Genomic DNA, 23,266 nt, shown 5'->3' with positions numbered 1-23,266 from the left:
AAGCTCAGCCCTCAGGCTTGGTTGGCGCACGCTCGGTCTGTTGCGGAACCCGCTCGAGTTTAGTCGCATCGTAGCCGATACTGGCGATGAAGTCTCGCATGCGTTGCAGTTCGGCATCGCTGAATGCAGGCTGACGCGCCATCACCCAGACATAATCGCGCTTGGCACGGCCAATCACCGTGAGCTGATAATCCGGGTCCAGATAGACGATGCGATAGTCGGCCTTGATCGGCCAGATAAACTGCATGCCCCAATGCGCGTTGGTGCTGGTGTCGAGCACAAAGCCTTTGGGGTGATAGACTTTTTGCGCGCCGTCGAAGGCATCCTTGTTGAAGGTGAAAGTGGTCGCTATGGTGCCATCCGGGTTGAGCGCATAAGACTCGACCGCGTTGTAAGCGCCTTTTTCAACGAAGGTGGGAATATTGGCGACCACATACCAGTCGCCCATAAAGCGTTCGAGATCGACCTGCTTGACGGTGTCCATGGGTTCTCCTCCGGTTTCGACACAGGCGGACAGAATGAGTGAGCTGGCGGCGAGCAGCAAGGCGCGCCCAAGGTGTTTCAGGCGTGGTGGGGAAGTCATGCGGTTTGGCATCCTCGTTGTTTTTTCGATGGGGTCAAGTTGGCTGGGCCCTTGGTCAGAACGTCCCGACATCGGCCCCGACATCGGCCCCGACATCGGCTAAGCCTCCGCTTTTGCCTTCGGCCGTCCGGGAAGGAACGCATTGGTGCGGCGAATGTAGTCCGCATAGGCCGGGCGACGCTCGCCGATATCGGACTCAAGCAGTTTCACGCCAGAGACGCGCAGCAGCAGGAAGGTCACCAGCGCCGGGCCGATCAGGCTCCACCAGGCACCGCCCGCCAGCGCAAGCAGCCCGAAGCCCCACCACAGACAGGCCTCGCCAAAGTAATTTGGATGCCGGGTATAGCGCCACAGGCCGCGATCCATCACCTGTCCGGTGTTGCGCGCATCGGCCTTGAAGCTGGCCAGTTGCTGATCACCAATGGCCTCGAAGCCAAAGCCGAATAGCCAGACCAGGACTCCGGCCAGATCCAGCCAATTTAGCGGCGCGGGGCTCAGGGTGGCACCGAGCAGGGGCAGGGAAATCACCCAGGCCAGAATCGCTTGCAGGCCGAAGACGATATACAGACTCTTTATCCAGAAATTGGGTTCGTTGTCCCGGCGGATGGCCTGGTAGCGCCGGTCTTCCGGTTCACCCCAGTTGCGCAGGGTAATAAAGACCGACAAGCGCATCGCCCAGAGCGCAACCAGAAATAGCATCAGGCTGGCCCGCCCGCCCAGTGCCTCGGCGCTCGCGACATAGATGAGGGTCATGAGCAGGAAGAACAGCGACCACATCGAATCGACAATGCTGACATCCTGCTTGCGAATGCTCACTAGCCAACCAAACATTGCCAGCAGTAGGCTAACGGCCAGGCCAGCTGCGTAGATGCCGAGGTCAAACATTGGATGCTGCTCCAGTTAAAACTCGTCTGGGCGATGATTGCAGTTGTGGTCGGTACCCATCCAGACGCATGGAAAGCCACAGTAGAAAGGGCGTTGCGAAAAACCAGCCAATACTGATGGCCGGGAAAGCAATGACCGGGTCCGGGAAACTTACCCCGCCGAGTTGCTCGCCAGCGAGGAAGGCCAGCGGACCGCCAATGGCGCCAAGACCGGCGGCCAGCGCATAGCGGCCCTTCAGCCAACGCAGGGAGATATTCAGCAAGGTGGCGAACAGCACCCAAAGCCCGATCAGCCAGTGGGGTGCCAGCCAGGTTGCGAATTGCCCGGACGGGTAAGTTAGCCAGCCGAAGCCGGCCAAGGTGCCATCCCAGAGGGCACCGAACCAGCCCGTCAGCACCATGAGCAGTAACTCTGGCAAGGGGCGCGGCGCACGCACCAGATGCACGCCCACGGCGGTGGTCATTGCCAGCAGTGCCAGCATGGGCTGATCTTGAGCGCCGGCCATGACACACAGCAGCCAGGCGATCTGAAAAAGGACAAAATTGATGGCAATATCGGTCAGTCGCACGTTCGCACTCCGTAAAAACCTCGCGCGCCCAGATGGGCAGGCGGTTGTTTGCATCAGATGCTGCCCGAGGCCGCAGATGCAACCCCGCGCGCGCTCGTGTTGTCCCTGCCAGTGGGCCGCTGCGCTACCGCACGCACACCGCCAGCGCGCAAAAAAGGCCGCGCCGGCGAAAGCCACCCTCGACTCCGTCTCGAACGCCGTTCACCAGCAACACGGTCATCTCGGTGACCGGCAGGTCTGCGAAGCCCTCGGGCCCCGTCGCCAGCACCGCGCAGCCGTCACCAAGGCCGTTGAGTCATCAGTCGAGCCATCAACTGAGCGATCAATTGACTTGCTCTTCGGGCACCGCTGGCACAGTCATCCGCCGCATGACCACCGGCACCGTTACCGTCTCCCCAGCATAGCGGGCGATGTACTCGCGCAGCGCTTGCTTGATATGCACTGCAAGATCCTCGCTCGGCACCAATTTGACCCAAGCCTGGAGGTCGGCCTCTCGCTCGCGGTGCAATGAGATCGTCACTTGATCCCCATCCTCTTGGGATTCGGTTTCGTCTTGTTCGCCGCCTCCGCGATGCACCAGACACTCGGCCAGTCGCTCCTTGGCCTCAGCATGACCTTGCTTGGCGGCCTCCTCCAGCCAGGCAATGGCGTTTTGTGGGTGGCCGAGTTCAAACAACCGCAAGCCCAAACCATATTGAGCGCCGGCGTGCCCAAGCGGTTCCAGGCCAAGGCGCTGTCAACGTCGATGCGCGTGCGCATCTGGCTCTTGGTCGGGCCGACGGTTTTACTGGAGCCCGGGTGTTCGCGAATGCGACGCCACAGGCTTGAGCGACTCAGGCCGGTGATGGCCTTGGCTGTATCGAAGTGGATGGTCGGCATCCGAAACTCCCGGCGCTGGGGCTAAAGCCCAAGCCCCGTCATCTGCCCCTGCGCGATCAGATGGCCATGCGCGGCAGCCTGTTTGAGCCACGCAACGGCCTGGGCTTCATCTTGCTCCACGCCCTGACCGCGCGCATACAGCTGGCTAAGCCACTGCATGGCATCGGCCACGCCCCCGTGCGCTGCGCGTTGCAACCACTCCACGGCCAGCGTCTCGCGCCTATTTTCCAGCAGCCACAGGCCAAACTCGCATTCTGCCGCCGGCGTGCCCGCATCCGCGTCCAGGATCATTGCATAATTATCCGTAGGAAATTCCAGCTCCGCGATCCGCAGCACGCTGTCGAAATCCACCAGGGTTTTCACCTCGCTCTCTCGCTTTTCTGTGTTTAATTTGCCGTTTTCGATGTAGCGCCACAGGGTTCTCTTGGTCAATCCTGTCACGGCAGCCGCTGTTTTCAGACAGATAGCAGGCATTGATTCGCTCCTCACGCGGGTTTGGTATGGTCGAACATCCCCTTGCAACAGCAGGCTATGAACTCGCCGGCCACTCATCCCCCGCGAGCGGCGGGGCGTCTGGAGCCTGATCGAGCAGGTGCAGGAAATCCTCGCGCCGGCCTTTGGCTGCCTCGGTGCGCAAATAATCGAGGGTCAGCATCGCGGCCATTTTCTCGGCGGCGGCGCTGGCGATGAATTGGTTGACGGAGATCTCATCCCGAGCCGCCAGCTCTTTGATGGTTTGATGGAGGGAATCGGGCAAACGGACGGTCAGTGCGCTCATGGAAATGGATCCTCAAGAAACTCGAGAAGCTGCGCCGGTGTGACGAACCTGGATGCTGAATGAGTCGGCCCGTCGGAAGTCGCTCAGATTGTGCGTGACGATGAAACGGCTAATTTTAAGCCCAACCCGGCGCGGCTGACCCATCGGGCACGGATGCCCAGAGCCCAAGACAACCCCGCTCCTGAGTCATCGGGGCGGGTTTTTTTCTGTGTTCCCTTGCTTAATTCCTGAAGCAAAAGATGGGTATTGCTTGACATGCGCTGCATTTCTCATATGCTATGGCATATGATCGTCGTGCTGGATACAGATGTCGTCGTTTCGGCTGTTGTCAGTCCGACTGGAGCCTCCCGTTTTTTGCTGCATGAAATCGGTGTCGGTCGCTTGCCAGCGGCGGCGTCCGTGCCGCTGCTGCTGGAATACGAAGCCGTGCTCAAACGCCCTGAAACACTCGATCGTGCGGGAGGCACGCCGGGTGACATGGATGTCATTCTCGATCAGTTGGCCGCCGTCATGCAGCGGGTGCCAATCTGGTACTTGTGGCGTCCGCTGTTGCGTGATGCGAACGACGACATGGTGCTGGAGGCGGCTGCAAATGCGGCAGCGACGCATTTGGTCACCTTCAATGTCCGCGACTTCGGAATAGCACCGAGCCGATTCGGGATTGAGCTGTGCCGCCCGGCTGAGATTGCGAGGATTTTGCGCAATGAGTAAGAGTAACTACGCATTGAGCGCGCCACGGAGCATTCTGGAGGCGGCACGCCGCGCTGCCAAGCGTGATGGCGTAAGCTTGAACCAGTTCATCAATACCGCCCTGGCTGAGAAGGTCGCCACACTGGAGACTGAGACAGTCTTTACGCGCCGCGCAGCAAGGGCTGACCGAGCGCGTTTCTTGGATGTATTAGAGCGTCTGGGTCGAGACCCACCTCAACCGGGGGACGAACTCAGCTAGACGCAGTTCTAATTAATGGGCTAATGGGGCTCGAATTAATTTGAAATGCCACCTCGTGCCGCAGCCATGCCTCAATCCCATTGGGTGTAGAGCGGCTGAGTGACCTGAAATGCGCTGGCCTCTTTGATCTCATCCGGCGGCAGGCCTCGGCGTTTGCGCATTCAATCCAGCAACGCCGCCTCGGGAATCTGCAAATCCGCCACGAACGCCTCGGCATAGCCCCGAAGGTTACCGCCGAGCACGTCCCCCAGCGCGAGAATCACCGCCGTGGCGATTGGCCCGATAAAACCCCCGGCATTCCATGCAGCAGCAGGAATAAATGGGGCCAGTGCGGCCTGGCAAGGCCGCGTGTTCTAGCGGGTTAGAGTCCCGCCTGGGTAATCGTGAGCCGCGAGCCCGGTATCGAGCCTTACGGCGCGAAGGGCAACTGACGCGTCGGTGCGTAGGCACGAAAACAGGCGAGGTGCAAAGGTAACGGGTGAAGCCGACCCTGAAGGCGTAGAGCCCCGAAAATTACGTTGGAGAGTGCCGACGGGTTTGGCCCCCCGGCAGGCAACAATGCATGTCGCGTCATGGTCAGTGGCATGGATACTCCCCGGGGTCCGAGGCCGTGTCGAGCCTTATATTGAGAGCACGTGGTAACCAGGGAGATCCGTGCGTCGGTCTGCTGGAGGCAGGCACCTGCAAACAAGTGTAAAAGCGAGGACGCGGGTGGTGGTGTACGGAAGTCGGAGCCATCCATAGTAGCGATGAAGCTGGGTAATTCCGGTGGAGCAAAGGGGTGGCGGTTTTGAGATAACGTAAGAGGGAGACACGCCCCTACCCAGAGAGGACTGAAGAGCGTGACAACACGACTTGAACGTTTCACACTGAAGGCGCGCGAAGAGCCGCGAACGCGGTTCACCTCCCTGATGGGTCTATTATTCGATCCTGACGGATTGCGCGAAAGTTTCGGACGCCAAGACGGACGCAAGGCGGCTGGAATTGATGGGATAAAGAAAGAGGACTATGCCCAGGGTGTGCAAGCGCGCCTAGAGGACTTATCGGCACGGATACGCCGACTGGGCTATCGGCCGCAACCGGCACGGCGGACTTACATTCCGAAAGGGGATGGACGCATGCGTCCATTGGGCGTTCCGAGTTTCGAGGATCGTCTGGTGCAAGATCGCCTCAGCCAAATCTTGCAGGCCATCTGGGAGCCGGAGTTCTTGGAGTGCTCCTATGGCTTCCGCCCTGGGCGCAGTGCGCACGATGCGCTGCGTCGTGTGGCGGAGGTCATCACCAACGAACGGACGCAATGGGTGGTCGAGGCCGACATCAAAGGCTTCTTCGACCACGTCTCCCATGCCCACCTGCTGCGCTTTCTGGAGCACCGCATCGGCGATCCAAACCTACTGCGGATCATCCAGCGGTTTCTGAAGGCAGGCATCATGGAAGATGGCGTGTTCGCAGCCAGCGTCGAAGGGACGCCACAGGGCGGATTGGTCTCACCCGTGCTGAGTAATATCTACCTGCACTACGCCCTTGACCTCTGGTTTGAGAAGCGTTTTGCACGACAATGTGCGGGCAAGGCCTACCTGATCCGCTACGCCGATGACTTTGTGGCCTGTTTCGAGCGCGAAGCCGACGCCCGCGCCTTTCTCAGCGAGATGCGCGAGCGGTTGGCCGAGTTCGACCTGGAGATCGAGCCGAGCAAGACGGCGTTGTTGGAATTCGGCAGCGCCCTGTTGACCCCAAGAGGGCTCGGACGCCAGCGGGCGCAAGGCCAGGGAGCGCGCACCTTCAGCTTCCTCGGCTTCACTCACTACGTAGGGCGGAGCCGGACGGGGCGTTTTGTCGTTGGCCGAAAAACCGACGGCAAGCGCCTGCGCAAAAAGCTCAAGGCCCTCAACGCACGCCTGCGGGAGTTGCGTGGGGAGGGAGGGAACGCCATGGTGGCATTCCTTGCGCGGCATCTGCAAGGACACATTCAGTACTACGGTGTGAGTGGCAACAGTCGCGGGCTGTCGAGCTACGTCTACTTTGCCCAACGGCTGCTCTTTAAGTGGCTCAACCGGCGAAGTCAAAAGCGCTCGCTCAATTGGAAGCAATTCGCGGCGTACATCCGCCGCATGCTGCCCAAGGCTCGAATACTCCATAACCTTTATCCCGTCCGTTGGTGGATGCCTCAGACTGGGAGCCGGATGGTGTAACACTCCAAGTCCGGTTCTGCGAGGAGCCGGGAGTCAAGCTGCGCATGGTCAAGATATTGTGGCACCGCCGGGAAACTAGGCGGAAAACAGAGAAAACAAACGTTGACCTAAACACGGTGAGACCCCGGCTTACTCTCCGGTTCGGATTAATTTCTGAGCCACCCCAGCCGGGCGCAGCCTAAGCGCAACCCGGCGCGGCTGACCCCTCGGTCACGGACGCCCACCGCCCCAGACAACCCCGCTCCCGAGTCATCGGGGCGGGTTTTTTGCTGTGGTGGGGTGGTATTGTTGATGCGGACCAAAATTGATACAATACGCGCATGTCCGGACCCATACTCACCGTCCGTTTCTTCGCCACCGAAAGCGACAGCGAACCAGTGCGCGATTGGCTGAAGTCTTTGCCCGCCAATGAACGCCGCTTGATTGGTGAAGACATCATTAGGAACCTTCAATGAACCCGCATATTGGCAGTCGCTTCGATGATTTTCTTGCGGATGAAGCCATACTCAATGAAACGACAGCAGTGGCCGTCAAGCGCGTCATTGCATGGCAGATTGCTCAAGAAATGAAGTCTCAGCATCTGACGAAAACCGCTTTGGCAGAGAAAATGCACACCAGTCGAGCAGCGCTGAATCGTTTACTCGATGAAACCGATACCAGTTTGACGCTGACCACATTGAGCAGTGCCGCGAAGGCACTCGGACAACAATTGCGGATTGAACTGACACCTCTTTGTAATCCTTCAGGGAATTCTGGGAGCCTAACCCGGCGCGGCTGACCCTTCGGGCACGGATGCCCACAGCCCCAGACTACCCCGCTCCCGAGTTATCGGGGCGGGGTTGTGTTTTGCGCCCTTTGTAGGCCGTTCCTTGTTCACGACCCCGTTGTGAATTGTAGTGCATGACGCTACAATTCAGGCATGATTAAACACTTCCGGCACAAAGGTCTTCAAGCCTTCTTCGAGACTGGAAACAAGTCGGGTATCCGACCGGATCACGCGCCCCGTCTGGCAAGGCAATTACGGCAATTGAACGATGCCACGAGCCCGCGTGATATGAACATGCCCGGCTGGAGACTGCATCCGCTTTCAGGCGATCAGACCGGGCATTGGTCAGTGACCGTCAATAGCAACTGGCGGATGACCTTTGTGTTTGAGGGTGAAGACGCGATCCTGGTCGATTACCGGGATTATCACTGAGAAAAGGATCCCCGATATGGCAAGAATGCACAACCCACCGCACCCCGGTGAAACGCTGCGCGAGGATGTTTTGCCCGCACTAGAATTGACGGTGACCAAGGCGGCACAAGAACTTGGCATCAACCGAGTGACGCTTTCCCGCATACTCAACGGCAAGGCGGGTATCAGCGTCGATCTTGCCTTGCGTCTGGAGGCGTGGCTCGATGGCCCGAGCGCAGAAAGCTGGTTGAAAGGTCAGCTTGCTTATGATCTTTGGCAAGCCGAGCAGCGCGACCAAGCCAAAGTGGCCGTCCGTCACGCAGTAACGGCCTAAACACAACCCGGCGTGGCCGACCCCTCGGGCACGGATGCCCACAGCCCCAGACAACCCCGCTCCCGAGTCATCGGGGCGGGGTTTTTGCGTTATCATCAGCGTATTCCACTGATTGCGGTATAAACAAAAAGGAGCCAGTCCCATGACCGATGATGAACTCAAAGCACTGGTTGCCAGCCTCGCGGTTGCCCAGGCCAAAACCGATGACCAAATGGCAAAAACCGAAGCCCAAATGGCCAAAACTGACCGTAAGCTTGAAAAAATCGGCGAAATGATCGGCACCTTTGGTCGCAACCTGGGCGAGATCACCGAAGAGTTTTTCTTTAACTCCCTTAAAGACACCCAAGAACTGGGCGGGATTAGCTATGATTTTATTGATAAAAACCTAACCCGCAGCGCAGGAAAAATCGAAGACGAATTCGATATCTTGATGGTCAATGGCGAAGATGTCGCCATCATCGAAGTCAAATACAAAGCCCATGAAGCGGATTTAAACAAACTGCTCACCAAAAAATATGCCAACTTTCAAACCCTGTTCCCCATGTATCAAGCGTATCGACATCACCTCGTGCTAGCGACCTTCTCAATCTATGACGAGCTAAAACAACAGGCACTCTCCCAAGGCGTGACCGTCTTGCAACGCAAGGGCAAGATCATCGAAACCTTTGTACCGAGAGCGAACTTCGCCTCGATGTCCGCACCACCCCAGCCGCGTCCAGCCTAAGCCCAATCCGGGCGCGGCTGACCCCTCGGGCACGGATGCCCACAGCCCCAGACAACCCCGCTCCCGAGTCATCGGGGCGGGGGTTTTTCGTGTTTTCTTGACGTGGCCGACGCTCACTGGCTTGATTCCCAAAACGGAGGCAGCTAATCTCACTCCATGGACATCGAATTTGATGCGGGAAAACGCTCTAAAACCCTCATGGAGCGAGGTTTGGATTTCGCTCATGCCAATGAGATCTTTGCTGGACGGCATTTCACCGCTGAAGATGCCCACGAGAATTACAGTGAGTTGCGCTACATCACCGCCGGCAAATTGAATGACCGAATGGTTATCATAGTCTGGACACCTCGTGGAAAGACTCGGCGCATTATCAGTATGAGGAAAGCAAATGAACGCGAAAGAAAACGCTATAGCGAGCGGTTGGATTGATCCAGATGACGCACCTGAGTTGACGGACGATTTTTTTGCTCAAGCCGATGAGTATGTCGGTGATAAGCTGATTCATCGAGGTCGCTTCCAGACAAAAAACAAGACACAGGCATTAACGATCCGTTACGATATTGATGTGATTGAAGCATTCAAGGCGAGCGGCGAAGGCTGGCAGGTGCGGATGAATATCGCATTGCGCGATTGGCTTAATTCACATGTATTTTGACATCCTCGCCCCAACCCGGCGCGGCTGACCCCTCGGGCACGGACGCCCACCGCCCGAGACAACCCCGCTCCCGAGTCATCGGGCAGGGTTTCTGCTGTGGTGGGGATGGCGGCCAACATCACGAGCTTGATTCCGGGAGTTTATTGAGCCTGCAGCCAGTCGGCGAATTCTGCGACGGTCAGGATGGGAATTTGAAATTGCGCCTTGACTGCCTGAATATCGCCGTCGCCACTGACCAGTGCATCGGCCTTGGCTACAGCTGCGAGCACCAGAAAGATCACATCCTCGGCATCACGAATCTCCGGTAGACCTCCAGGCGTTGTCTCGATACTGACGGTTTCTACGAACGGCAGGAATTCGGCCAGCAGCGTTTCTTGCTCATCGTGACTCAGCTTGAACTTGGGATAGGCGAGAACGCGCAGCAGTTCGCTCACCGTGTCGCGACTGGCCAAGGCGACGAAACGTTTAGCCTGCCAGGCTTCCCGTAGCCACGCAAATTGGTCTCGCGAGAAAATTAGGGCAGAAACCAGGCAGTTGGTGTCGATGACGACCCGAGGCTTGCTCATGCGCGCTTTCTTGCCCAAGAGATTGCCTCACCCACATCATCTTGCGTGATGCCCAGTTCTTCCAGCTTGGCCCTTACTGCGTCTGCCTGCCGCAGTCGAACCGGCGATAGTACGATCTTGCCGTCCTGAACCGTGACATCGTAGTAGTCGGCCTCACCCACCGTCTGGACGATGGCTTTGGGCAAGGTGACCTGGTTCTTGCTCGTGCGCTTGGTGAGCATGACGACCTCAAAAAGTAATGAAGTAAGAAATGCAATTTTAGCGAGTTTTCAGGCCAATGCAACCAAGAGTTAATTGTCAAGTCCCGGGAGATTGTTAGGACGTTTTACGAATAGATCCGGCTGCTTTTCACTCCAAGCGAAAGCGGACAGACACAGCGGGAAATAATCGGCTGACGTCGATAGCAATCCCGATCCCGATTAGCTCCAGCCCTGCCTGGTGCGCCTGCTGAATCATTCGCTCGGCACTGAGGTTAATGGGACCAGGGTCGGCTTAATTCCCAGCATAGCCGGAAAACAATTCGACCCAGGCCGTTCGCAGTAACAACAGTAAGTCTAGCGGTTTAAAGTCCCGTCCGGGGAGTTGTCCGTACGCCTCGGTAGTATGAGGAAGCGGCGTCTTGGTAACAAGGGGTCGTGAGTTTCCACACAGCAAGAGTGCAGGCCGTAACGCAAGTGAACCTAGACGTAGCCTCGTAAACATAGGTTGGAGACGCCGACCCTGTGGTCAGAAGGGGAAGGCCGTTGGGTGGCCACTGGAAGAACGGAAGTGGTGGTCATCGTCTCTCGGGGTAGCAGGGGCGGCATGTGCTTGAAGACTTATCTGTCCAGTGCTGGAGATCCATGACGGCGGCATTTGCGCAGCCGTTGTCGAGTTCTTTTCTAAGGTGAAGAAAGATGTCTAAGGTGAAGAAAGATGTCTAAGGTGAAGAAAGATGTCTAAGGTGAAGAAAGAGGCCCACCGGGAAAAGGGCTCGCCGCAGCGCGCGTGGACGTGGCAGAATCTTGCAGTGAAAGAACTTGGCCGCCGGCAGCTCCAAGCGCTGGCGCGACCATCTGAAACAGGCTACCAAGGAGATTATCCCGATGCCCAAATTAATGAACAGCAAAACACTGATTGCTGCCACTGCCGTGGTGGCCCTGACAGGTTGTGCCACGACCGACCCCTATGATCCCTACAGCCGCTCAGAACCCACAGGTGCCGCCAAAGGGGCTGGCATGGGCGGATTGGCCGGGGCCGCAGCAGGTGCAGCCCTGGGCTCGCTCAGTGCCAACGCCGGGCGCGGTGCTTTGATCGGCCTGGTTGGCGGCGCCCTGGTTGGAGCCGCAGTGGGGGATTACATGGAGCAGCAGCGGCTCGATTTTGAGCGGGAGCTGGCCGATGAAATCCGTCGCGGCGACATTCGCGTGCGTAAACTCTCAGATGATCGTTTGATCGTCGGTATGACCAGCGCAACCACCTTCGACGTGGATTCCGCCCAGGTCAAGCCCGGATTCTACAGCACCATGGATAAGATCGCGTCCATCGTGAACCAATACGGCAAGACCCAACTCGCGGTGGCCGGCTTCACCGATGACACCGGCAGCGCGGAATACAACATGAAGCTATCTGAGCGTCGCGCCGATGCCGTGCGCAGCCGCCTGATGGGCGATGGCGTCACGCCGCAGCGGGTTAGTGCCTACGGCTATGGTAAGAACAATCCCATTGCCTCCAATGCCAGCGAGGTCGGCCGGAGCCTGAATCGTCGGGTGGAGATCACCATTATCCCGATTGTGGCCAGCTAAGGTTCCGGGGGGGCATCGCCCCGGCCACGCCGGAGGATGAATCAGCTGTTTCACGGGAAAGACGCCTATTTCTTGCGTTTGGCGCGCGGATGCGCCTGGTCGTAAACGCGTGCCAGATGCTGGAAGTCGAGATGGGTGTAGATCTGGGTGGTGCTGATGTCGGCATGGCCGAGCAGTTCCTGCACCCCGCGCAGGTCGCCGGAGGATTCCAGCAGATGGCTGGCGAAGGAGTGGCGCAGCATGTGCGGGTGCAGTGGGATGTCCGAGGTGCGGGCAATGGCCCACAGGCGCAGGCGCTGCTGGACAGTGCGCGGATGAATGCGTCGACCGCGGGAGCTGACAAAGAGCGCGGGTTCATCGCTGCTCGCAAATTGACCGCGCACGGCAAGCCAAAGCTCGATGGCCTTAAGGGCCTGGCGCCCAATGGGCACGCGGCGGGTCTTTGAGCCCTTGCCAGTGATGTTCAGCATGGGGTCGCGCGGGTTGATGTCACGGGTGTCGATGGAAATCAGCTCGGCCAGGCGCAGACCGGAGGAGTAGAACAGCTCGACCATGGCGGTATCGCGCAGGTTAAGCGGGTCTGAGTCCGGTGTCGATGCTGTCGCGGCGGCTTTTCCGGTTTCAGTGCCAGTCGATAGATCAGAGCCAGTTGCCGCGTTAGTGCCGGTGTCTGAGTCAAGCATGGCACTCAGGCGGTCGGCATCCAGGGTTTTTGGCAGCACCCGAGCCTGTTTAGGCGCACGTACGCCCTGGGCAGGATTGTGTTCAACGATCAGCTCGCGCATCAGGTAAACAAAGAGCCGGCGCAGCGCGGAGAGTTCGCGCGCCAGGGTATGACCGACATGGCCCTGGCGATGGCGCATGGCCAGATAGGCGCGGACATCGCGCTCCTGTAATGCTGGCCAGCTGGCCTCTGGTCTGAGCTCCTGGTGCCAGGCCAGGATGCGCTCGAGGTCGCGGCGGTAGGCATCCAGAGTGTGGGGCGAGAGTCGGCGCTCGTTGGCGAGGTGACTCAGAAAGCGCTCAAGCAGCGCGCGGGCAGTGTCAGTCATGGTGCGAAAGCGCAAGCTCAATCAACTTGGCGCCGATGATGTCGGCCAGGCGCTCAAGCGCGACCGTGCCCATGTCGGGGGTAAATCGATCCGGGTCGTGACTGGCAATGGCGAGCAGTCCGTGCATTTTTGGGGCCCGCAGCGGAATCAGCGCCGCCGAGCGCAGATTTTCCACCTGGCTACCGAATAGCTCGGCGTATTGGTCCGGATTCAGCGGGCCGCACTGACAGTGATCGAGCTCAAGCAGTTTGTCGATGTCTGTGGGGGCGGCAGCAGGGGTGTCTGGCGCAATCTCCTGGGGATCCTTTGGCGTTTGGCTCGGCGCATGCTTTGGCGCCTCGTCCGGCGGGGGTGATGGCAGCAGCGCGACTGCCTCGGCGCCAAACTCAATGCGCAGTTCCACATCTAGAATGTCCTGGACATGCTTGACGCTGCGAGCCAGGATCAGCTTGGTGGTCAGTTCGTGCAGATGCTCGGACAGGGACTCATACTCACGCGCGCGCTCGACTAAGAAAGCGAGGCGCTGGCGTTCCTGGGCGATCTGTTCGCGCAGCAGCGCGAGTTGGCGCTCAACCAAGGAGACGGCGCCGTCGCCCCCATGGGGAACGTCCATTTTGACCAGCAGCTCTGGGTGGTGAAGCAGCAGGTCAGGATGGCGGTCCAGATAGGCAACCGCCATGGCCTCGGTGATGGCGTCATCTGGTACGGTGTGGCGCTTCATAAGGTCATTTCTCCATCAAAGACCTGACAGGCCGGGCCGGTCATGGTGACAGTTTCCTGGTTTCCGGGCCAGCGTATGACAAGATCACCGCCGGGCAGGGTGACTCTCACCTCCTCGCTCAGCTCACCCCACAGGCGGCCTATCACCATGGCGGCGCAGGCGCCGCTGCCGCATGCCTGGGTCTCGCCAGCGCCGCGCTCCCAGACGCGCAGGCCAATGTGCTCATCGTCGAATACTTGCATGAAGCCGACATTGGTGCGTTGCGGAAACAGTGGCGAGTGTTCGATCTCCGGTCCCAGGGTGTCAACCGGAGCGGTTGCGAGATCGTCCACGGGTACCACTGCATGGGGGTTGCCCATGGACACCACGCCAATGCGCCGGGTCTGGCGGCCGGCGCCATAATTGTAAGCTGGTGCGCGCTGATCGGTCAGAAAAGGAATGGCCCGGGGCTCGAAATGCGGCACGCCCATGTCGACCCGCACCTGGCCGTCATCGAGCAGGTTCAGCTCTAGCAGACCGCTTTTGGTGCCGACTTGCAGCTGGCGTTTGTCGGTCAGGCCCTTGTCATGGACAAAACGCGCGAAACAGCGCGCGCCATTGCCGCATTGGCCGACTTCGGAGCCATCGGCATTGAAGATGCGATAGTGAAAGTCGGTTGTGGGCGTCTTGGGCGGCTCGACCAGCAGGAGTTGATCGCAGCCGACACCGCGGCGGCGCTCAGCCAGCCTGCGGGTCAGCTCCGCAGTCATGGCGACTTGCTGGTTGATGGCGTCGATGACGACGAAGTCATTGCCCAGTCCGTGCATTTTGGTGAATTTTAAGCGCATTCCGGCAGCCTCATTCCGGCAACTGGCCCCAAACGGCAAGATGACGATCGCTGACCACCCGCACCTCGAGCGTATCGGCAAGGCCGGCGGCGCGCAATTGCGCCTGCACCTCGGCCGGCTCAAAGGCGGCACGCAGCGAATGACGAAAATCCGCGCGCAGCACCTCGGGCTCCTTCGCGGCATAGGTTTGAAGCAGCGCCTCGACCCAACTCGGCTCGGGCGGGCGCATCAGGTCCATGACGAGCACAAAGGCACCCGGTCGGCCAAGCTGCCTGAGACTGTCCCAGAGCACCTCGGGTTGATGCAGATGATGCAGCAGGCTGTTGGATAGAATCAGGTCGAAGCACTGCTGTCCAAGGCTCGGGTCAGGAAGGGTTGCCTGCACCAGCCGGGCGTGGGTCTTCAGATCTTCTGCCGCATCGAGCAGGCGTTGGGCTTCGGCCAGCATTGCGGCAGCGCCATCAACGGCGGTGCATTCGGCCTTGGGCCAGGCGCGCAAAAAGCGCAGCACAATGTCTGCCGGACCGCAGCCAAGATCAATCGCTTTGCAACCCTCGCGGCGTGCCATGCCGCGTTCGGGCCAGTGCTGATCGAGCAGGCGCATAAACAAGTCGTTGGAGTTGCGAAAATCCGCCCGCGCATAGGCTTCGGCCTGCTCGGGGGTGTCCATGAGTTCGGGTTCGGGGCGGCGCTGCATGATCGACAGGAAAGGGGCTGGGGATAGATGGGCGAATCTGGTGGATGGTTGGTGGATGGTTGGTGGATGGCCTTGGCGGATGGGCTCAGTGTGGGGCGGGCGGTAGGCAGGATTCGCCAGCAAACAGATCGGCAATGCGCTCGCGCTCGCGTATCAGGTGCACCTGGTCGCCATCAACCATCACCTCCGGCGCGCGCGGGCGGCTGTTGTAGTTTGAGCTCATCACAAAGCCGTAGGCACCACTTGAGCGCACTGCAAGCAGATCGCCCTCGGCGAGCGCCAGGCGGCGCGCTTTGCCGAGAAAATCCCCGGTTTCGCATACCGGGCCGACCAGGTCGACGCTGTGGACCTCGCCGGGGCTGTCACCGTCGCGCTTGCACACCTGGACGATGTCCTGTTGCGCCTGATACAGGGCAGGGCGAATGAGGTCGTTCATGGCCGCGTCCACGATGGCGAAATGGCGCTCACCATTGTGTTTGAGATGCTCGACCCGGGTGAGCAGAATGCCGGCGTTGGCGGCGATGGCACGTCCGGGCTCGAGCAAAATCCGGTAAGGGCGCTCGCCGAGTCGCTCGAGCAGGGCGCTGACATAAGCGGCGGGCGAGGGCGGTTGCTCATCAATGTAGCGCACGCCCAGACCGCCGCCGAGATCCAGGTGTGCGATCCCGATGCCGAGGCGTTCGAGTTCATCGGCCAGTGCCAGCACTCGCTCGAGTGCGGCAACAAAGGGAGCAAGCTCGGTGAGTTGGGAGCCGATGTGGCAGTCGATGCCGACTACCCGCACCCCGGGCAATCTGGCCGCCAGTTGGTAGACGGCGACAGCCTCCCCGATGGCGATGCCGAACTTATTCTCAGCCAGACCCGTGGCGATGTAGGGATGGGTGCCGGCGTCGACATCCGGATTGACGCGCAGCGACACAGGCGCAATCAGGCCCTGGGCACGGGCGATGGCATCAATGCGTTCCAACTCCGCGGGGGACTCCACATTAAAGCAATGGATGCCCACCTCCAGCGCGCGGCTGATCTCATCCACGCGTTTGCCGACGCCGGAGAACACCACCCGCCCGGGATCGCCACCTGCGGTCAGCACCCGCTCAAGCTCACCGACCGAGACGATGTCGAAGCCCGAGCCCATGCGTGCCAGCACATTGAGCACGGCGAGATTGGAATTCGCCTTGACCGCGAAGCAGATTAGGTGATCGCGCTCGGCAAAGGCCGCATCGAAGGCGCGCCAGTGTCGCTCCAGCGTGGCACGGGAGTAGACATAGCAGGGGGTGCCATGGCGCTCGGCAATGGCTTGCAGCGGCACGGCCTCGGCATGGAGGTCGCCGGCTTTGCGGGTGAATTCATCCATCTGGCAGCAGGCTGGCAGCAGGGTTAGTCGCCGAGCAGGTCGGGGGAGGAGATGTCTCCAATGCCGGGATCAGGCAGGCTGTCGATGACCTCCAGGCTTTCGCCTGACTCTGTGGGCGCGACCGGTTCTGGCGCTGGATCTGGCGTTGGCGCTTGGGGCTGCGTTGCCTCTGGCTTTGGTTCGGGCAGATAGAGAGGCCCCTTCTGACCGCAAGCGGCAAGGCAGAGCAGCGCGAGCAGGATCAGCCCCAACAACCCCAGGCGCAGCCATGCAAGATGCCAAGGGTGCCGCGCTGGCCGCTGCGGGCATGCGATGGGAATGGCTGGCATGGGGCTGATCCTTTGGGGCGATCCAGTTGTGGCGCGACTGCGCCCTTGGTGCGTTGATTTGGGTAGTTAGCGATGCGCTGTCAGTGGGAGTCAGGCGGGTTGTTGGAGTCCTTGGAGCTGGTTTTGTCGGTCAGTTGGCCGGTCAGTTGGCCGATCAGTCCCATGACCTGCGCTTGAGCCTGTTTGGCCCAGTCTGGCTGCGCGACATTCCAGCCGATGACGGTGCCAACGGCAATCCAAAATAGAATCATCACAAGTGCTGCCATCTGTATATCCTCCGGAGTGTGGTCTGTGGTTGGTGGCTGATTGATAGTCGTGATCGCCGATGCATATCTAAAGCATGTCAGCGCCTCAATGAGGTGATTCTAACATTGCCAGTAGGGGTATCGGCGCGATTTTATGAGCAATTGCCAAGCGCGGGCAGCCGACCTGGCGCTCAGAATGTCCCATGCGCTACAGTGAGGTCTTGGTCGCTACCCGGCCTCTGAAGGAATCATCATTCCAGGCATTTTGGTCTCAATAACCTTATCAGGATCAGTTTACATCCGCACCATGAACCAGTCAGCTCCAGCCACGCCAGCATGCCCCATCGACCGCGCGATTGTGCAATTCGATTCCGCTCTGCGCACCCTGTTCGGCAAGCCACAGGTGACCGAACGCGACAATCCGGCCAAAACCTTCCCCGAGATTGAACTCAACGCCGAGGAGCGCCAGCGCGCCGGGCGCCTGATGCGCGTCAATCACGCGGGAGAGGTTTGCGCCCAAGCGCTCTATCAGGGCCAGGCACTGACCGCGCGCGATGCCGATGTGCGCGCCAAGCTTGAGCGCTCGGCACTGGAGGAAAACGATCATCTCGCCTGGTGCGACGAACGCCTGCGCGAACTCGACAGCCGCAAGAGCCTGTTCAACCCGCTCTGGTATGGTGGTTCGCTCACTTTGGGCGCCATCGCCGGGCTGAGTGGCGACCAATGGAGCCTGGGTTTTGTGGTGGAGACCGAGCGCCAGGTGGAGGACCATCTGGCCGCGCACATCGACCGCCTGCCGATTGCCGACCAACGCAGTCGGGCGATTCTCGAGCAGATGAAGCGCGATGAGATCCATCATGCCAATGTCGCCCGCGATGCCGGAGCGGCCGAGCTGCCGGCGCCGGTCAAATGGGCGATGAAGGCCGTTTCAAAGTTGATGACGCGCGGGGCTTATTGGGTTTGACGGGCAAGAGCCCGGCTGCTGGCGCCTGCGGCTGGCAACCTGCGGCTGGCACTTGGTCTCGCTGGCCGCTCAGTTTTCCGGCGGCGTCTTCCGACCTGGCGTGGTCCAGCGTTCAATCTCCCGGTTCAGGTTGCGGCCGTAGAAGATTTCCATCATCTCCCGGCGCACCAGGCGCTGGATGCGCTGGTATTCCTTATCGGACAACTCGGCGGCGTCGACGCAGAACAGATAGTCACCCAGGCGGAACTCGTTCACCACCATTTTGGTGTGAAATAAATTCTCTTGGTACACGTTCACGTCGATCATCTGATAATTATTCTTGGTATCGCGCGACAGATAGTTTTGAATCGAGCTGATATTGTGATCGATAAAATGCTTGCGACCTTTCACATCCCGCGTGAAACCGCGCACGCGATAATCCATGATGACAATGTCGGATTCAAGCGAATGAATCAGATAATTCAACGCTTTAAGGGGTGAAATCAGCCCGCAGGTCGACACATCGATATCGGCGCGGAAGGTGCTGATACCATTGTGCGGATGGCTTTCTGGGTAGGTGTGAACCGTGATGTGGCTCTTGTCGAGATGCGCCACCACCGTCTCGGGCAGCGGGCCCGGGGTGGCCGAGTTACAGATGCTCTCGCCGCCCGGGTGCTCCTCGGCAATCAGCATGGTGACTGATGCGCCCTGTGGATCATAGTCCTGACGCGCCACATTGAGCACATTGGCGCCAATGATATTGGCGACCTGGGTCAGAATGCCGGTCAGACGCTCGGCGTTGTAGGCCTCATCAATGTAGGCGATATAGGCCGCACGCTGCTCGGGTGAGTCTGTGTAACACACATCATAGATGTTGAAGCTCAGAGACTTCGTCAGGTTGTTGAAGCCATGCAGCTTCAGGCGCTTTAGTGACTGCGGCATCGACCCCCTCCCAAAAGAGCGCGAAAATTACTCTCCCCGGCGCGGCTAATCAAGAGGATTCGTCAGTTTCGCTCAAGCCGGGCGGATTTCGAAATCGTGCGTGACCGCGGCGCTGGCCCCGAGCATGATGGAGGCCGAGCAATATTTCTCGGCACTGAGTTTGATCGCGCGCTCGACATGACGCTCGCTCAAGTCATGCCCTGTGACGATAAAATGGGCATGTATGCGGGTGAAGATTTTCGGATCGCTCTCGGCGCGCTCGGCCTCAAGTTCCACCACGCAGTCGCTCACCTGCTGGCGAGCGCGGGTTAAAATCAGCATCACGTCAAACTGCGTGCAGCCGCCCATGCCAAGCAGCAGCATTTCCATCGGACGCACCCCGAGATTGCGACCGCCAAACTCGGGCGGGCCATCCATCACCAGTGCATGGCCGGATTCGGACTCGGCCATCATCGCCACCCCTTCGATCCACTTCACGCGCGCCTTCATTTGTCTAACCCTCTGTGCAATATATGGTTTTTAATGGATTTAAGCTTGTCAGCCGATTTTGGTTGAGCAAAATATCGGCAATTGCGCAATAGTTGTCGCTGAAGGGTGCGTCTTTGCGGATGCCGGATACCAGATGCCGAATCAGGCAGGATGCCCCCCAAACCACCCAGAGCATGTGTCCCACAAACTCACACAGCCACCGCCCAGGAATCCTGATGTCAGACTACGCCCCTCCGCGCCAGCCCGAATGGCTTACTCCTTTTTTGAGCTATTGCCATATCAAAAGCTATCCCAAGCGGGTCGATGTGCTGCGCCCGGGCACTCCAGCCGAGACTATGTACTATCTGATCGAAGGATCGGTCGCTGCGCTCATTGAGGACGACGATAATCATGAAATCACCCTCGCCTACATCAACCATGGCGAGTTCATCGGCGAAATGGGCCTGTTCTCTAACCCGGTTTCAAATCAGGAGCAACGCTCGGTGACGGTGCGCACTCGGGTGCCCTGCCGCATTGCCGAGGTTTCCTATCAGCGCCTCATCCAGCTGCTTGAGCGCGAACTCAAACCCCATGCTGTTGGCCTGCTGTTCGCTATCAGCCGCCAGCTCTCGGCTCGACTGCGCCAGACGAGCCGCAAGGTGGGCGATCTGGCCTTTGTGGACGTCGCCGGGCGCATTGCCAGTGCGCTGCTGGACCTCTGCAAGCAGCCCGATGCCATGACCCACCCTGACGGCATGCAGATTCGTATCACCCGCCAGGACATCGGTCGCATGGTCGGCTGCTCGCGCGAGATGGCCGGGCGGGTGCTGAAATCGCTCGAGCAGCAGGGATTTCTCAGCGTCTCGGGCAAAACGATTGTGGTGTTCAATACCCGCTAGGCGCGCGTCGACGATCTAATATCCGCGCCTCAGGCAAAGAGCGTTTTGAGCTGTGCGCCCGGGTCCGGCGCACGCATGAACGCCTCGCCGATCAGAAAGGCATGGATGCCCTGCTGGCGCATCAGCTGCACATCCTCCGGTGTGTGAATGCCGCTTTCGGTCACCAGCAGGCGTTCGGGCGGCACCTGATCGCGCAGCGCCAGGGTGGTTTCAAGCCGCACCTCAAAGTTGCGCAAATCGCGGTTGTTCATGCCCAGCAGACAGGCCGGCGGCAGCGCCAGCGCGCGTTCCAGTTCGGCGGCATCATGCACTTCCACCAGCACATCGAGCTTCAGCTCCAGCGCTAGGGCGGCCAGGTCGCGCAATCGCGCATCCTCGAGACAGGCCGCGATCAGCAGCACGCAGTCCGCACCCAGGGCACGCGCTTCGGTGATCTGATAAGGGTCGATGATGAAATCCTTGCGCAAGACCGGCAAGTCGCAGGCCGCGCGGGCTTCGATCAGATAGTCATCGGCTCCTTGGAAGAAATCCCGGTCTGTTAGCACCGACAGACAGGTGGCGCCGCCGGCGGCATAGCTTTTGGCGATGGCAGCGGGGTCGAAGTTCTCGCGCAGCAGCCCTTTGCTGGGACTGGCTTTCTTAATTTCGGCAATTACCGCAGCCTTGCCGGCTTTGACCTGCGCTTGCAGGGCGGCAGAAAAACCGCGCGGGGGCGGGACATCGCGCAGGTGGGCGAGCAGTTCTGGTAGCGGCCGGCGGGCCGCGCACTCGGCAACCTCGGTGACCTTGCGCGCGACGATGGTTTTTAGGATGTTAGGGGTCTGTGGCATGTGGTTGGCAGCGAGGGGTCAGCAGTTGGCGGCTAGGGTTGGCTCTTTTCAGAACCCTTGGGTGAGATCGATCAGTCCTTGCAGCCGACGTCCCGCCTCGCCGTCTGCCAGCCGGGCGAGCGCCTGTTCGACTCCGGCGCCAATGCTGTCGGCGCGCCCGGCGGCGTAGATGGCTGCCCCGGCGTTGAGGGCGACAATGTCGCGTGCCGGGCCGGGCTCGTTGGCGAAGACAGCGTGCATGAGCTTGAGACTTGCCTCGGGTCCGTCGACGCGCAAAGAGTCAAGAGAGGCGCGAGTGAGTCCGACATCCTCGGGCGCCAGTTCGTAGTCGCGAATGCCATCGACGGTCAACTCCGCGACCCGGGTGGCTGCGGCGATGCTGATTTCATCCAGTCCATCGCGCGAGTGCACCACCAGCGCGTGGCGGGCGCCCAAGCGTTGCAGTACCTCGGCCAGCGCCGGCACCAGATCATCGGCAAAGACGCCGAGCACTTGATTGGGCACTGCGGCGGGATTGGTCAGCGGCCCCAGCACATTAAACAACGTGCGCACGCCAAGCTCCCGGCGCGGGCCGATGGCATGCTTCATCGCGGTGTGATGCGCGGGCGCGAACAAAAAGCCCACGCCAAGCTCGCGCACGCAGCGCGCGACCTGATCGGGTGTCAGGTCCAGGCGCACTCCGGCGGCCTCGAGCACATCGGCACTGCCGGAGCGCGAAGACACCGAGCGATTGCCATGCTTGGCCACATGACAGCCGGCGGCGGCGGCGACGAACATGCAGGTGGTCGAGACATTAAAGAGCCCGGCACAATCTCCGCCGGTGCCGACGATGTCGACGGTGAAATCCAGACCGGAGAGGTCTACACCAACGGCCAGCTCGCGCATCACGGCAGCAGCGGCGGCGATTTCCTCCACGCTCTCGCCCTTCATGCGCAGGGCCACTAGCATGCCGGCTACCTGAGCGTTGGTGGCAGCGCCCGTCATGATGGCACGCATCACTGAGGTCATCTGATCCGCGTTCAGGTCCAGGCCGTCGATAACGCGGGCAATGGCTTGTTTGATATCCATGAGGCTCCTACTTTCAGCGCGTCAAATGCTGTTGGTTTCAGTCTGCAAGAAAATTCCGCAGCAGCTCATGCCCCTGCTGACTTGAAATGGATTCCGGATGAAACTGCACCCCTTCCACCGGCCAGTCACGATGGCGCACGGCCATGATCTCATCGCGTTCGCCCCTGGCGTGCTCGGTCCAGGCGGTCACCTCCAGGCACTCAGGCAGGCTTTCAGCCTCAATGATCAGCGAATGATACCGCGTCGCTGTGAGCGGATTGGCCAGTCCAGAAAACACGCCCTGACCGGCATGATGAATCGGCGAGGTCTTGCCATGCATCACTTCCCGCGCCCTGACGATGCGCGCGCCAAAAGCTTGCCCAATGGACTGATGCCCCAGGCAGACCCCAAGCAGCGGTACCCGACCCGCCGCAGCATGAATCAGCGGCACCGAAATCCCTGCCTGATCCGGCGTACAAGGCCCGGGCGAGATCAGAATGCGCTCGGGATTCAGCGCCAGTGCCTGCTCCACGCTGATTTCATCGTTGCGCGCCACACGCACTTCCGCCCCCAACTCCCCCAGGTACTGCACCAGGTTGTAGGTAAAAGAATCATAATTGTCGATCATCAAAATCATGCTGGCACCAATGAGCTGGCCTGGCCGCGCGTCTGGCGGGCAATTATACCTGTGGGGGCGATCCGTTGGTTGCTCGGTGCAAACCGACAGAATTGGCGGACAGTGTTATGCTTAACCTCAGCAGTGCACCAGGATGCCAGACCTGCACCCAGACCTGAACCGGTCGCAGCCAAATGCCGCCATGGGCTGCTCGTACCTGGG

At 59.9% G+C, this 23,266-nt stretch carries 32 protein-coding genes; 12 read left to right on the top strand and 20 right to left on the bottom strand.

Features of this window, described 5'->3' with window-relative positions; all coding sequences use genetic code 11:
- Positions 1–4: 4 nt before the first annotated feature.
- The 6 genes from Thiofri_RS19015 to Thiofri_RS18990 form a co-directional block, all read right to left on the bottom strand.
- Entirely contained in the window at positions 5–583 is a 579-nt protein-coding gene (locus Thiofri_RS19015; RefSeq protein ID WP_051023799.1) for a lipocalin family protein, read from the bottom strand.
- Positions 584–682: 99 nt separating this feature from the next.
- Complete coding sequence (locus tag Thiofri_RS19010; protein ID WP_009147302.1) at positions 683–1,468, bottom strand: DUF1295 domain-containing protein; 786 nt, start codon at positions 1,466–1,468, stop codon at positions 683–685.
- The gene (locus Thiofri_RS19005; RefSeq protein WP_009147303.1) at positions 1,461–2,036 is read right to left on the bottom strand and encodes a DUF2878 domain-containing protein; all 576 of its coding nucleotides are present in this window, start codon (positions 2,034–2,036) and stop codon (positions 1,461–1,463) included. Before Thiofri_RS19005 ends, Thiofri_RS19010 begins: the two co-directional genes overlap by 8 nt.
- A 322-nt stretch (positions 2,037–2,358) precedes the next feature.
- The gene (locus Thiofri_RS19000; RefSeq protein WP_040854630.1) at positions 2,359–2,718 is read right to left on the bottom strand and encodes a hypothetical protein; all 360 of its coding nucleotides are present in this window, start codon (positions 2,716–2,718) and stop codon (positions 2,359–2,361) included.
- A gap of 218 nt (positions 2,719–2,936) precedes the next feature.
- Positions 2,937–3,389 carry a tetratricopeptide repeat protein gene (locus Thiofri_RS18995; RefSeq protein ID WP_009147306.1) on the bottom strand — a complete coding sequence of 151 codons (453 nt, stop codon included), beginning with the start codon at positions 3,387–3,389 and terminating at the stop codon, positions 2,937–2,939.
- Between the two features lie 55 nt (positions 3,390–3,444).
- A complete protein-coding gene (locus tag Thiofri_RS18990) occupies positions 3,445–3,693 on the bottom strand; it encodes a toxin-antitoxin system HicB family antitoxin (RefSeq protein WP_009147307.1) in 249 nt (82 codons plus the stop codon).
- 255 nt (positions 3,694–3,948) lie between these two features.
- Here Thiofri_RS18990 and Thiofri_RS18985 point away from each other — a divergent pair, with 255 nt between their 5' ends.
- The 9 genes from Thiofri_RS18985 (at position 3,949) to Thiofri_RS18945 (ending at position 9,724) form a co-directional block, all read left to right on the top strand.
- A complete protein-coding gene (locus Thiofri_RS18985) occupies positions 3,949–4,404 on the top strand; it encodes a putative toxin-antitoxin system toxin component, PIN family (RefSeq protein ID WP_009147308.1) in 456 nt (151 codons plus the stop codon).
- On the top strand, positions 4,397–4,642 hold the full coding sequence (locus Thiofri_RS18980; RefSeq protein WP_009147309.1) for a hypothetical protein: 246 nt from the start codon (positions 4,397–4,399) through the stop codon (positions 4,640–4,642). Before Thiofri_RS18985 ends, Thiofri_RS18980 begins: the two co-directional genes overlap by 8 nt.
- A gap of 842 nt (positions 4,643–5,484) precedes the next feature.
- Positions 5,485–6,834 carry a group II intron reverse transcriptase/maturase gene (gene ltrA, locus Thiofri_RS18975; protein WP_323705578.1) on the top strand — a complete coding sequence of 450 codons (1,350 nt, stop codon included), beginning with the start codon at positions 5,485–5,487 and terminating at the stop codon, positions 6,832–6,834.
- Between the two features lie 451 nt (positions 6,835–7,285).
- Positions 7,286–7,612, top strand: a complete 327-nt coding sequence (locus Thiofri_RS18970; RefSeq protein WP_009147312.1) for an XRE family transcriptional regulator — start codon at positions 7,286–7,288, stop codon at positions 7,610–7,612.
- A gap of 141 nt (positions 7,613–7,753) precedes the next feature.
- Positions 7,754–8,032, top strand: coding sequence for a type II toxin-antitoxin system RelE/ParE family toxin (locus Thiofri_RS18965; RefSeq protein WP_009147313.1), 279 nt, complete (start codon positions 7,754–7,756; stop codon positions 8,030–8,032).
- A 16-nt stretch (positions 8,033–8,048) separates the two neighbouring features.
- A complete protein-coding gene (locus Thiofri_RS18960) occupies positions 8,049–8,345 on the top strand; it encodes a HigA family addiction module antitoxin (protein WP_009147314.1) in 297 nt (98 codons plus the stop codon).
- Positions 8,346–8,487: 142 nt separating this feature from the next.
- On the top strand, positions 8,488–9,069 hold the full coding sequence (locus Thiofri_RS18955) for a hypothetical protein (RefSeq protein WP_009147315.1): 582 nt from the start codon (positions 8,488–8,490) through the stop codon (positions 9,067–9,069).
- Positions 9,070–9,225: 156 nt separating this feature from the next.
- Positions 9,226–9,498 (top strand): BrnT family toxin, encoded by a 273-nt coding sequence (locus Thiofri_RS18950; RefSeq protein WP_009147316.1) that lies wholly within the window; start codon positions 9,226–9,228, stop codon positions 9,496–9,498.
- Complete coding sequence (locus Thiofri_RS18945; protein WP_009147317.1) at positions 9,458–9,724, top strand: BrnA antitoxin family protein; 267 nt, start codon at positions 9,458–9,460, stop codon at positions 9,722–9,724. The genes Thiofri_RS18950 and Thiofri_RS18945 overlap by 41 nt, the downstream gene beginning before the upstream one ends.
- 140 nt (positions 9,725–9,864) lie before the next feature.
- On the opposite strand, the gene Thiofri_RS18940 is transcribed toward Thiofri_RS18945, so the two are convergent.
- Entirely contained in the window at positions 9,865–10,290 is a 426-nt protein-coding gene (locus Thiofri_RS18940) for a putative toxin-antitoxin system toxin component, PIN family (RefSeq protein WP_086014213.1), read from the bottom strand.
- Positions 10,287–10,511, bottom strand: a complete 225-nt coding sequence (locus Thiofri_RS18935) for an AbrB/MazE/SpoVT family DNA-binding domain-containing protein (protein ID WP_009147319.1) — start codon at positions 10,509–10,511, stop codon at positions 10,287–10,289. Before Thiofri_RS18935 ends, Thiofri_RS18940 begins: the two co-directional genes overlap by 4 nt.
- Before the next feature lie 864 nt (positions 10,512–11,375).
- On the opposite strand from Thiofri_RS18935, the gene Thiofri_RS18930 reads away from it, so the two are divergent.
- Entirely contained in the window at positions 11,376–12,074 is a 699-nt protein-coding gene (locus tag Thiofri_RS18930; RefSeq protein WP_009147320.1) for an OmpA family protein, read from the top strand.
- A 65-nt stretch (positions 12,075–12,139) separates the two neighbouring features.
- On the opposite strand, the gene Thiofri_RS18925 is transcribed toward Thiofri_RS18930, so the two are convergent.
- From Thiofri_RS18925 to Thiofri_RS18895, 7 genes are all read right to left on the bottom strand, one after another.
- Positions 12,140–13,126: a tyrosine recombinase XerC gene (locus Thiofri_RS18925; RefSeq protein WP_009147321.1), complete on the bottom strand. Its 987-nt coding sequence runs from the start codon at positions 13,124–13,126 to the stop codon at positions 12,140–12,142.
- A complete protein-coding gene (locus Thiofri_RS18920) occupies positions 13,119–13,847 on the bottom strand; it encodes a DUF484 family protein (RefSeq protein WP_009147322.1) in 729 nt (242 codons plus the stop codon). Before Thiofri_RS18920 ends, Thiofri_RS18925 begins: the two co-directional genes overlap by 8 nt.
- A complete protein-coding gene (gene dapF, locus Thiofri_RS18915) occupies positions 13,844–14,674 on the bottom strand; it encodes a diaminopimelate epimerase (protein ID WP_009147323.1) in 831 nt (276 codons plus the stop codon). The genes Thiofri_RS18920 and dapF overlap by 4 nt, the downstream gene beginning before the upstream one ends.
- 10 nt (positions 14,675–14,684) lie before the next feature.
- Complete coding sequence (locus Thiofri_RS18910; protein WP_009147324.1) at positions 14,685–15,371, bottom strand: class I SAM-dependent methyltransferase; 687 nt, start codon at positions 15,369–15,371, stop codon at positions 14,685–14,687.
- An 85-nt stretch (positions 15,372–15,456) separates the two neighbouring features.
- The gene (gene lysA / locus Thiofri_RS18905; RefSeq protein WP_009147325.1) at positions 15,457–16,725 is read right to left on the bottom strand and encodes a diaminopimelate decarboxylase; all 1,269 of its coding nucleotides are present in this window, start codon (positions 16,723–16,725) and stop codon (positions 15,457–15,459) included.
- A gap of 23 nt (positions 16,726–16,748) precedes the next feature.
- Entirely contained in the window at positions 16,749–17,054 is a 306-nt protein-coding gene (lptM, locus tag Thiofri_RS24880; RefSeq protein ID WP_009147326.1) for an LPS translocon maturation chaperone LptM, read from the bottom strand.
- A gap of 80 nt (positions 17,055–17,134) precedes the next feature.
- Positions 17,135–17,320, bottom strand: a complete 186-nt coding sequence (locus Thiofri_RS18895; RefSeq protein ID WP_009147327.1) for a hypothetical protein — start codon at positions 17,318–17,320, stop codon at positions 17,135–17,137.
- A gap of 286 nt (positions 17,321–17,606) precedes the next feature.
- Between Thiofri_RS18895 and coq7 the strand changes: the two genes are divergently transcribed.
- Positions 17,607–18,263: a 2-polyprenyl-3-methyl-6-methoxy-1,4-benzoquinone monooxygenase gene (gene coq7, locus Thiofri_RS18890; RefSeq protein ID WP_009147328.1), complete on the top strand. Its 657-nt coding sequence runs from the start codon at positions 17,607–17,609 to the stop codon at positions 18,261–18,263.
- Positions 18,264–18,332: 69 nt separating this feature from the next.
- On the opposite strand, the gene speD is transcribed toward coq7, so the two are convergent.
- Together speD and Thiofri_RS18880 are read right to left on the bottom strand one after the other, a co-directional pair.
- A complete protein-coding gene (speD, locus tag Thiofri_RS18885) occupies positions 18,333–19,184 on the bottom strand; it encodes an adenosylmethionine decarboxylase (RefSeq protein WP_009147329.1) in 852 nt (283 codons plus the stop codon).
- A 72-nt stretch (positions 19,185–19,256) separates the two neighbouring features.
- Complete coding sequence (locus Thiofri_RS18880; protein WP_009147330.1) at positions 19,257–19,673, bottom strand: OsmC family protein; 417 nt, start codon at positions 19,671–19,673, stop codon at positions 19,257–19,259.
- A 215-nt stretch (positions 19,674–19,888) separates the two neighbouring features.
- Between Thiofri_RS18880 and crp the strand changes: the two genes are divergently transcribed.
- Positions 19,889–20,551, top strand: coding sequence for a cAMP-activated global transcriptional regulator CRP (gene crp / locus Thiofri_RS18875; protein WP_009147332.1), 663 nt, complete (start codon positions 19,889–19,891; stop codon positions 20,549–20,551).
- A gap of 29 nt (positions 20,552–20,580) precedes the next feature.
- Here the strand turns inward: crp and trpC are convergent, their stop codons facing one another.
- From trpC to Thiofri_RS18860, 3 genes are read right to left on the bottom strand one after another with little or no spacing between them, the layout of a single operon-like run.
- The gene (gene trpC, locus Thiofri_RS18870) at positions 20,581–21,381 is read right to left on the bottom strand and encodes an indole-3-glycerol phosphate synthase TrpC (RefSeq protein WP_009147333.1); all 801 of its coding nucleotides are present in this window, start codon (positions 21,379–21,381) and stop codon (positions 20,581–20,583) included.
- A gap of 48 nt (positions 21,382–21,429) precedes the next feature.
- Positions 21,430–22,449 (bottom strand): anthranilate phosphoribosyltransferase, encoded by a 1,020-nt coding sequence (trpD, locus tag Thiofri_RS18865; protein WP_009147334.1) that lies wholly within the window; start codon positions 22,447–22,449, stop codon positions 21,430–21,432.
- Positions 22,450–22,486: 37 nt separating this feature from the next.
- Positions 22,487–23,065 carry an anthranilate synthase component II gene (locus Thiofri_RS18860; protein WP_009147335.1) on the bottom strand — a complete coding sequence of 193 codons (579 nt, stop codon included), beginning with the start codon at positions 23,063–23,065 and terminating at the stop codon, positions 22,487–22,489.
- Positions 23,066–23,266 lie beyond the last annotated feature (201 nt).

It is taken from the genome of Thiorhodovibrio frisius (assembly GCF_033954835.1).
Lineage (GTDB): Bacteria > Pseudomonadota > Gammaproteobacteria > Chromatiales > Chromatiaceae > Thiorhodovibrio > Thiorhodovibrio frisius.
The sequence above is the reverse complement of the archived record's forward strand: the minus strand, read 5'-3'. Positions and strand labels throughout refer to the sequence as shown.

Excerpts from the sequence above, each read along its gene's own strand:
- Thiofri_RS19015 (WP_051023799.1), bottom strand. The coding sequence starts at position 583 with ATGACTTCCCCACCACGCCTGAAACACCTTGGGCGCGCCTTGCTGCTC.
- speD (WP_009147329.1), bottom strand. The coding sequence starts at position 19,184 with ATGCCGCAGTCACTAAAGCGCCTGAAGCTGCATGGCTTCAACAACCTG.
- lptM (WP_009147326.1), bottom strand. The coding sequence starts at position 17,054 with ATGCCAGCCATTCCCATCGCATGCCCGCAGCGGCCAGCGCGGCACCCT.
- Thiofri_RS18925 (WP_009147321.1), bottom strand. The coding sequence starts at position 13,126 with ATGACTGACACTGCCCGCGCGCTGCTTGAGCGCTTTCTGAGTCACCTC.
- Thiofri_RS18960 (WP_009147314.1), top strand. The coding sequence starts at position 8,049 with ATGGCAAGAATGCACAACCCACCGCACCCCGGTGAAACGCTGCGCGAG.
- Thiofri_RS18910 (WP_009147324.1), bottom strand. The coding sequence starts at position 15,371 with ATGCAGCGCCGCCCCGAACCCGAACTCATGGACACCCCCGAGCAGGCC.
- Thiofri_RS18930 (WP_009147320.1), top strand. The coding sequence starts at position 11,376 with ATGCCCAAATTAATGAACAGCAAAACACTGATTGCTGCCACTGCCGTG.
- Thiofri_RS19010 (WP_009147302.1), bottom strand. The coding sequence starts at position 1,468 with ATGTTTGACCTCGGCATCTACGCAGCTGGCCTGGCCGTTAGCCTACTG.
- Thiofri_RS18970 (WP_009147312.1), top strand. The coding sequence starts at position 7,286 with ATGAACCCGCATATTGGCAGTCGCTTCGATGATTTTCTTGCGGATGAA.
- Thiofri_RS18995 (WP_009147306.1), bottom strand. The coding sequence starts at position 3,389 with ATGCCTGCTATCTGTCTGAAAACAGCGGCTGCCGTGACAGGATTGACC.
- Thiofri_RS18980 (WP_009147309.1), top strand. The coding sequence starts at position 4,397 with ATGAGTAAGAGTAACTACGCATTGAGCGCGCCACGGAGCATTCTGGAG.
- lysA (WP_009147325.1), bottom strand. The coding sequence starts at position 16,725 with ATGGATGAATTCACCCGCAAAGCCGGCGACCTCCATGCCGAGGCCGTG.
- coq7 (WP_009147328.1), top strand. The coding sequence starts at position 17,607 with ATGAACCAGTCAGCTCCAGCCACGCCAGCATGCCCCATCGACCGCGCG.
- Thiofri_RS18950 (WP_009147316.1), top strand. The coding sequence starts at position 9,226 with ATGGACATCGAATTTGATGCGGGAAAACGCTCTAAAACCCTCATGGAG.
- Thiofri_RS18880 (WP_009147330.1), bottom strand. The coding sequence starts at position 19,673 with ATGAAGGCGCGCGTGAAGTGGATCGAAGGGGTGGCGATGATGGCCGAG.
- dapF (WP_009147323.1), bottom strand. The coding sequence starts at position 14,674 with ATGCGCTTAAAATTCACCAAAATGCACGGACTGGGCAATGACTTCGTC.
- Thiofri_RS18945 (WP_009147317.1), top strand. The coding sequence starts at position 9,458 with ATGAACGCGAAAGAAAACGCTATAGCGAGCGGTTGGATTGATCCAGAT.
- crp (WP_009147332.1), top strand. The coding sequence starts at position 19,889 with ATGTCAGACTACGCCCCTCCGCGCCAGCCCGAATGGCTTACTCCTTTT.
- Thiofri_RS18990 (WP_009147307.1), bottom strand. The coding sequence starts at position 3,693 with ATGAGCGCACTGACCGTCCGTTTGCCCGATTCCCTCCATCAAACCATC.
- Thiofri_RS18955 (WP_009147315.1), top strand. The coding sequence starts at position 8,488 with ATGACCGATGATGAACTCAAAGCACTGGTTGCCAGCCTCGCGGTTGCC.
- trpD (WP_009147334.1), bottom strand. The coding sequence starts at position 22,449 with ATGGATATCAAACAAGCCATTGCCCGCGTTATCGACGGCCTGGACCTG.
- Thiofri_RS18985 (WP_009147308.1), top strand. The coding sequence starts at position 3,949 with ATGCGCTGCATTTCTCATATGCTATGGCATATGATCGTCGTGCTGGAT.
- Thiofri_RS18895 (WP_009147327.1), bottom strand. The coding sequence starts at position 17,320 with ATGGCAGCACTTGTGATGATTCTATTTTGGATTGCCGTTGGCACCGTC.
- Thiofri_RS18860 (WP_009147335.1), bottom strand. The coding sequence starts at position 23,065 with ATGATTTTGATGATCGACAATTATGATTCTTTTACCTACAACCTGGTG.
- Thiofri_RS18965 (WP_009147313.1), top strand. The coding sequence starts at position 7,754 with ATGATTAAACACTTCCGGCACAAAGGTCTTCAAGCCTTCTTCGAGACT.
- Thiofri_RS18940 (WP_086014213.1), bottom strand. The coding sequence starts at position 10,290 with ATGAGCAAGCCTCGGGTCGTCATCGACACCAACTGCCTGGTTTCTGCC.
- Thiofri_RS18920 (WP_009147322.1), bottom strand. The coding sequence starts at position 13,847 with ATGAAGCGCCACACCGTACCAGATGACGCCATCACCGAGGCCATGGCG.
- Thiofri_RS18935 (WP_009147319.1), bottom strand. The coding sequence starts at position 10,511 with ATGCTCACCAAGCGCACGAGCAAGAACCAGGTCACCTTGCCCAAAGCC.
- trpC (WP_009147333.1), bottom strand. The coding sequence starts at position 21,381 with ATGCCACAGACCCCTAACATCCTAAAAACCATCGTCGCGCGCAAGGTC.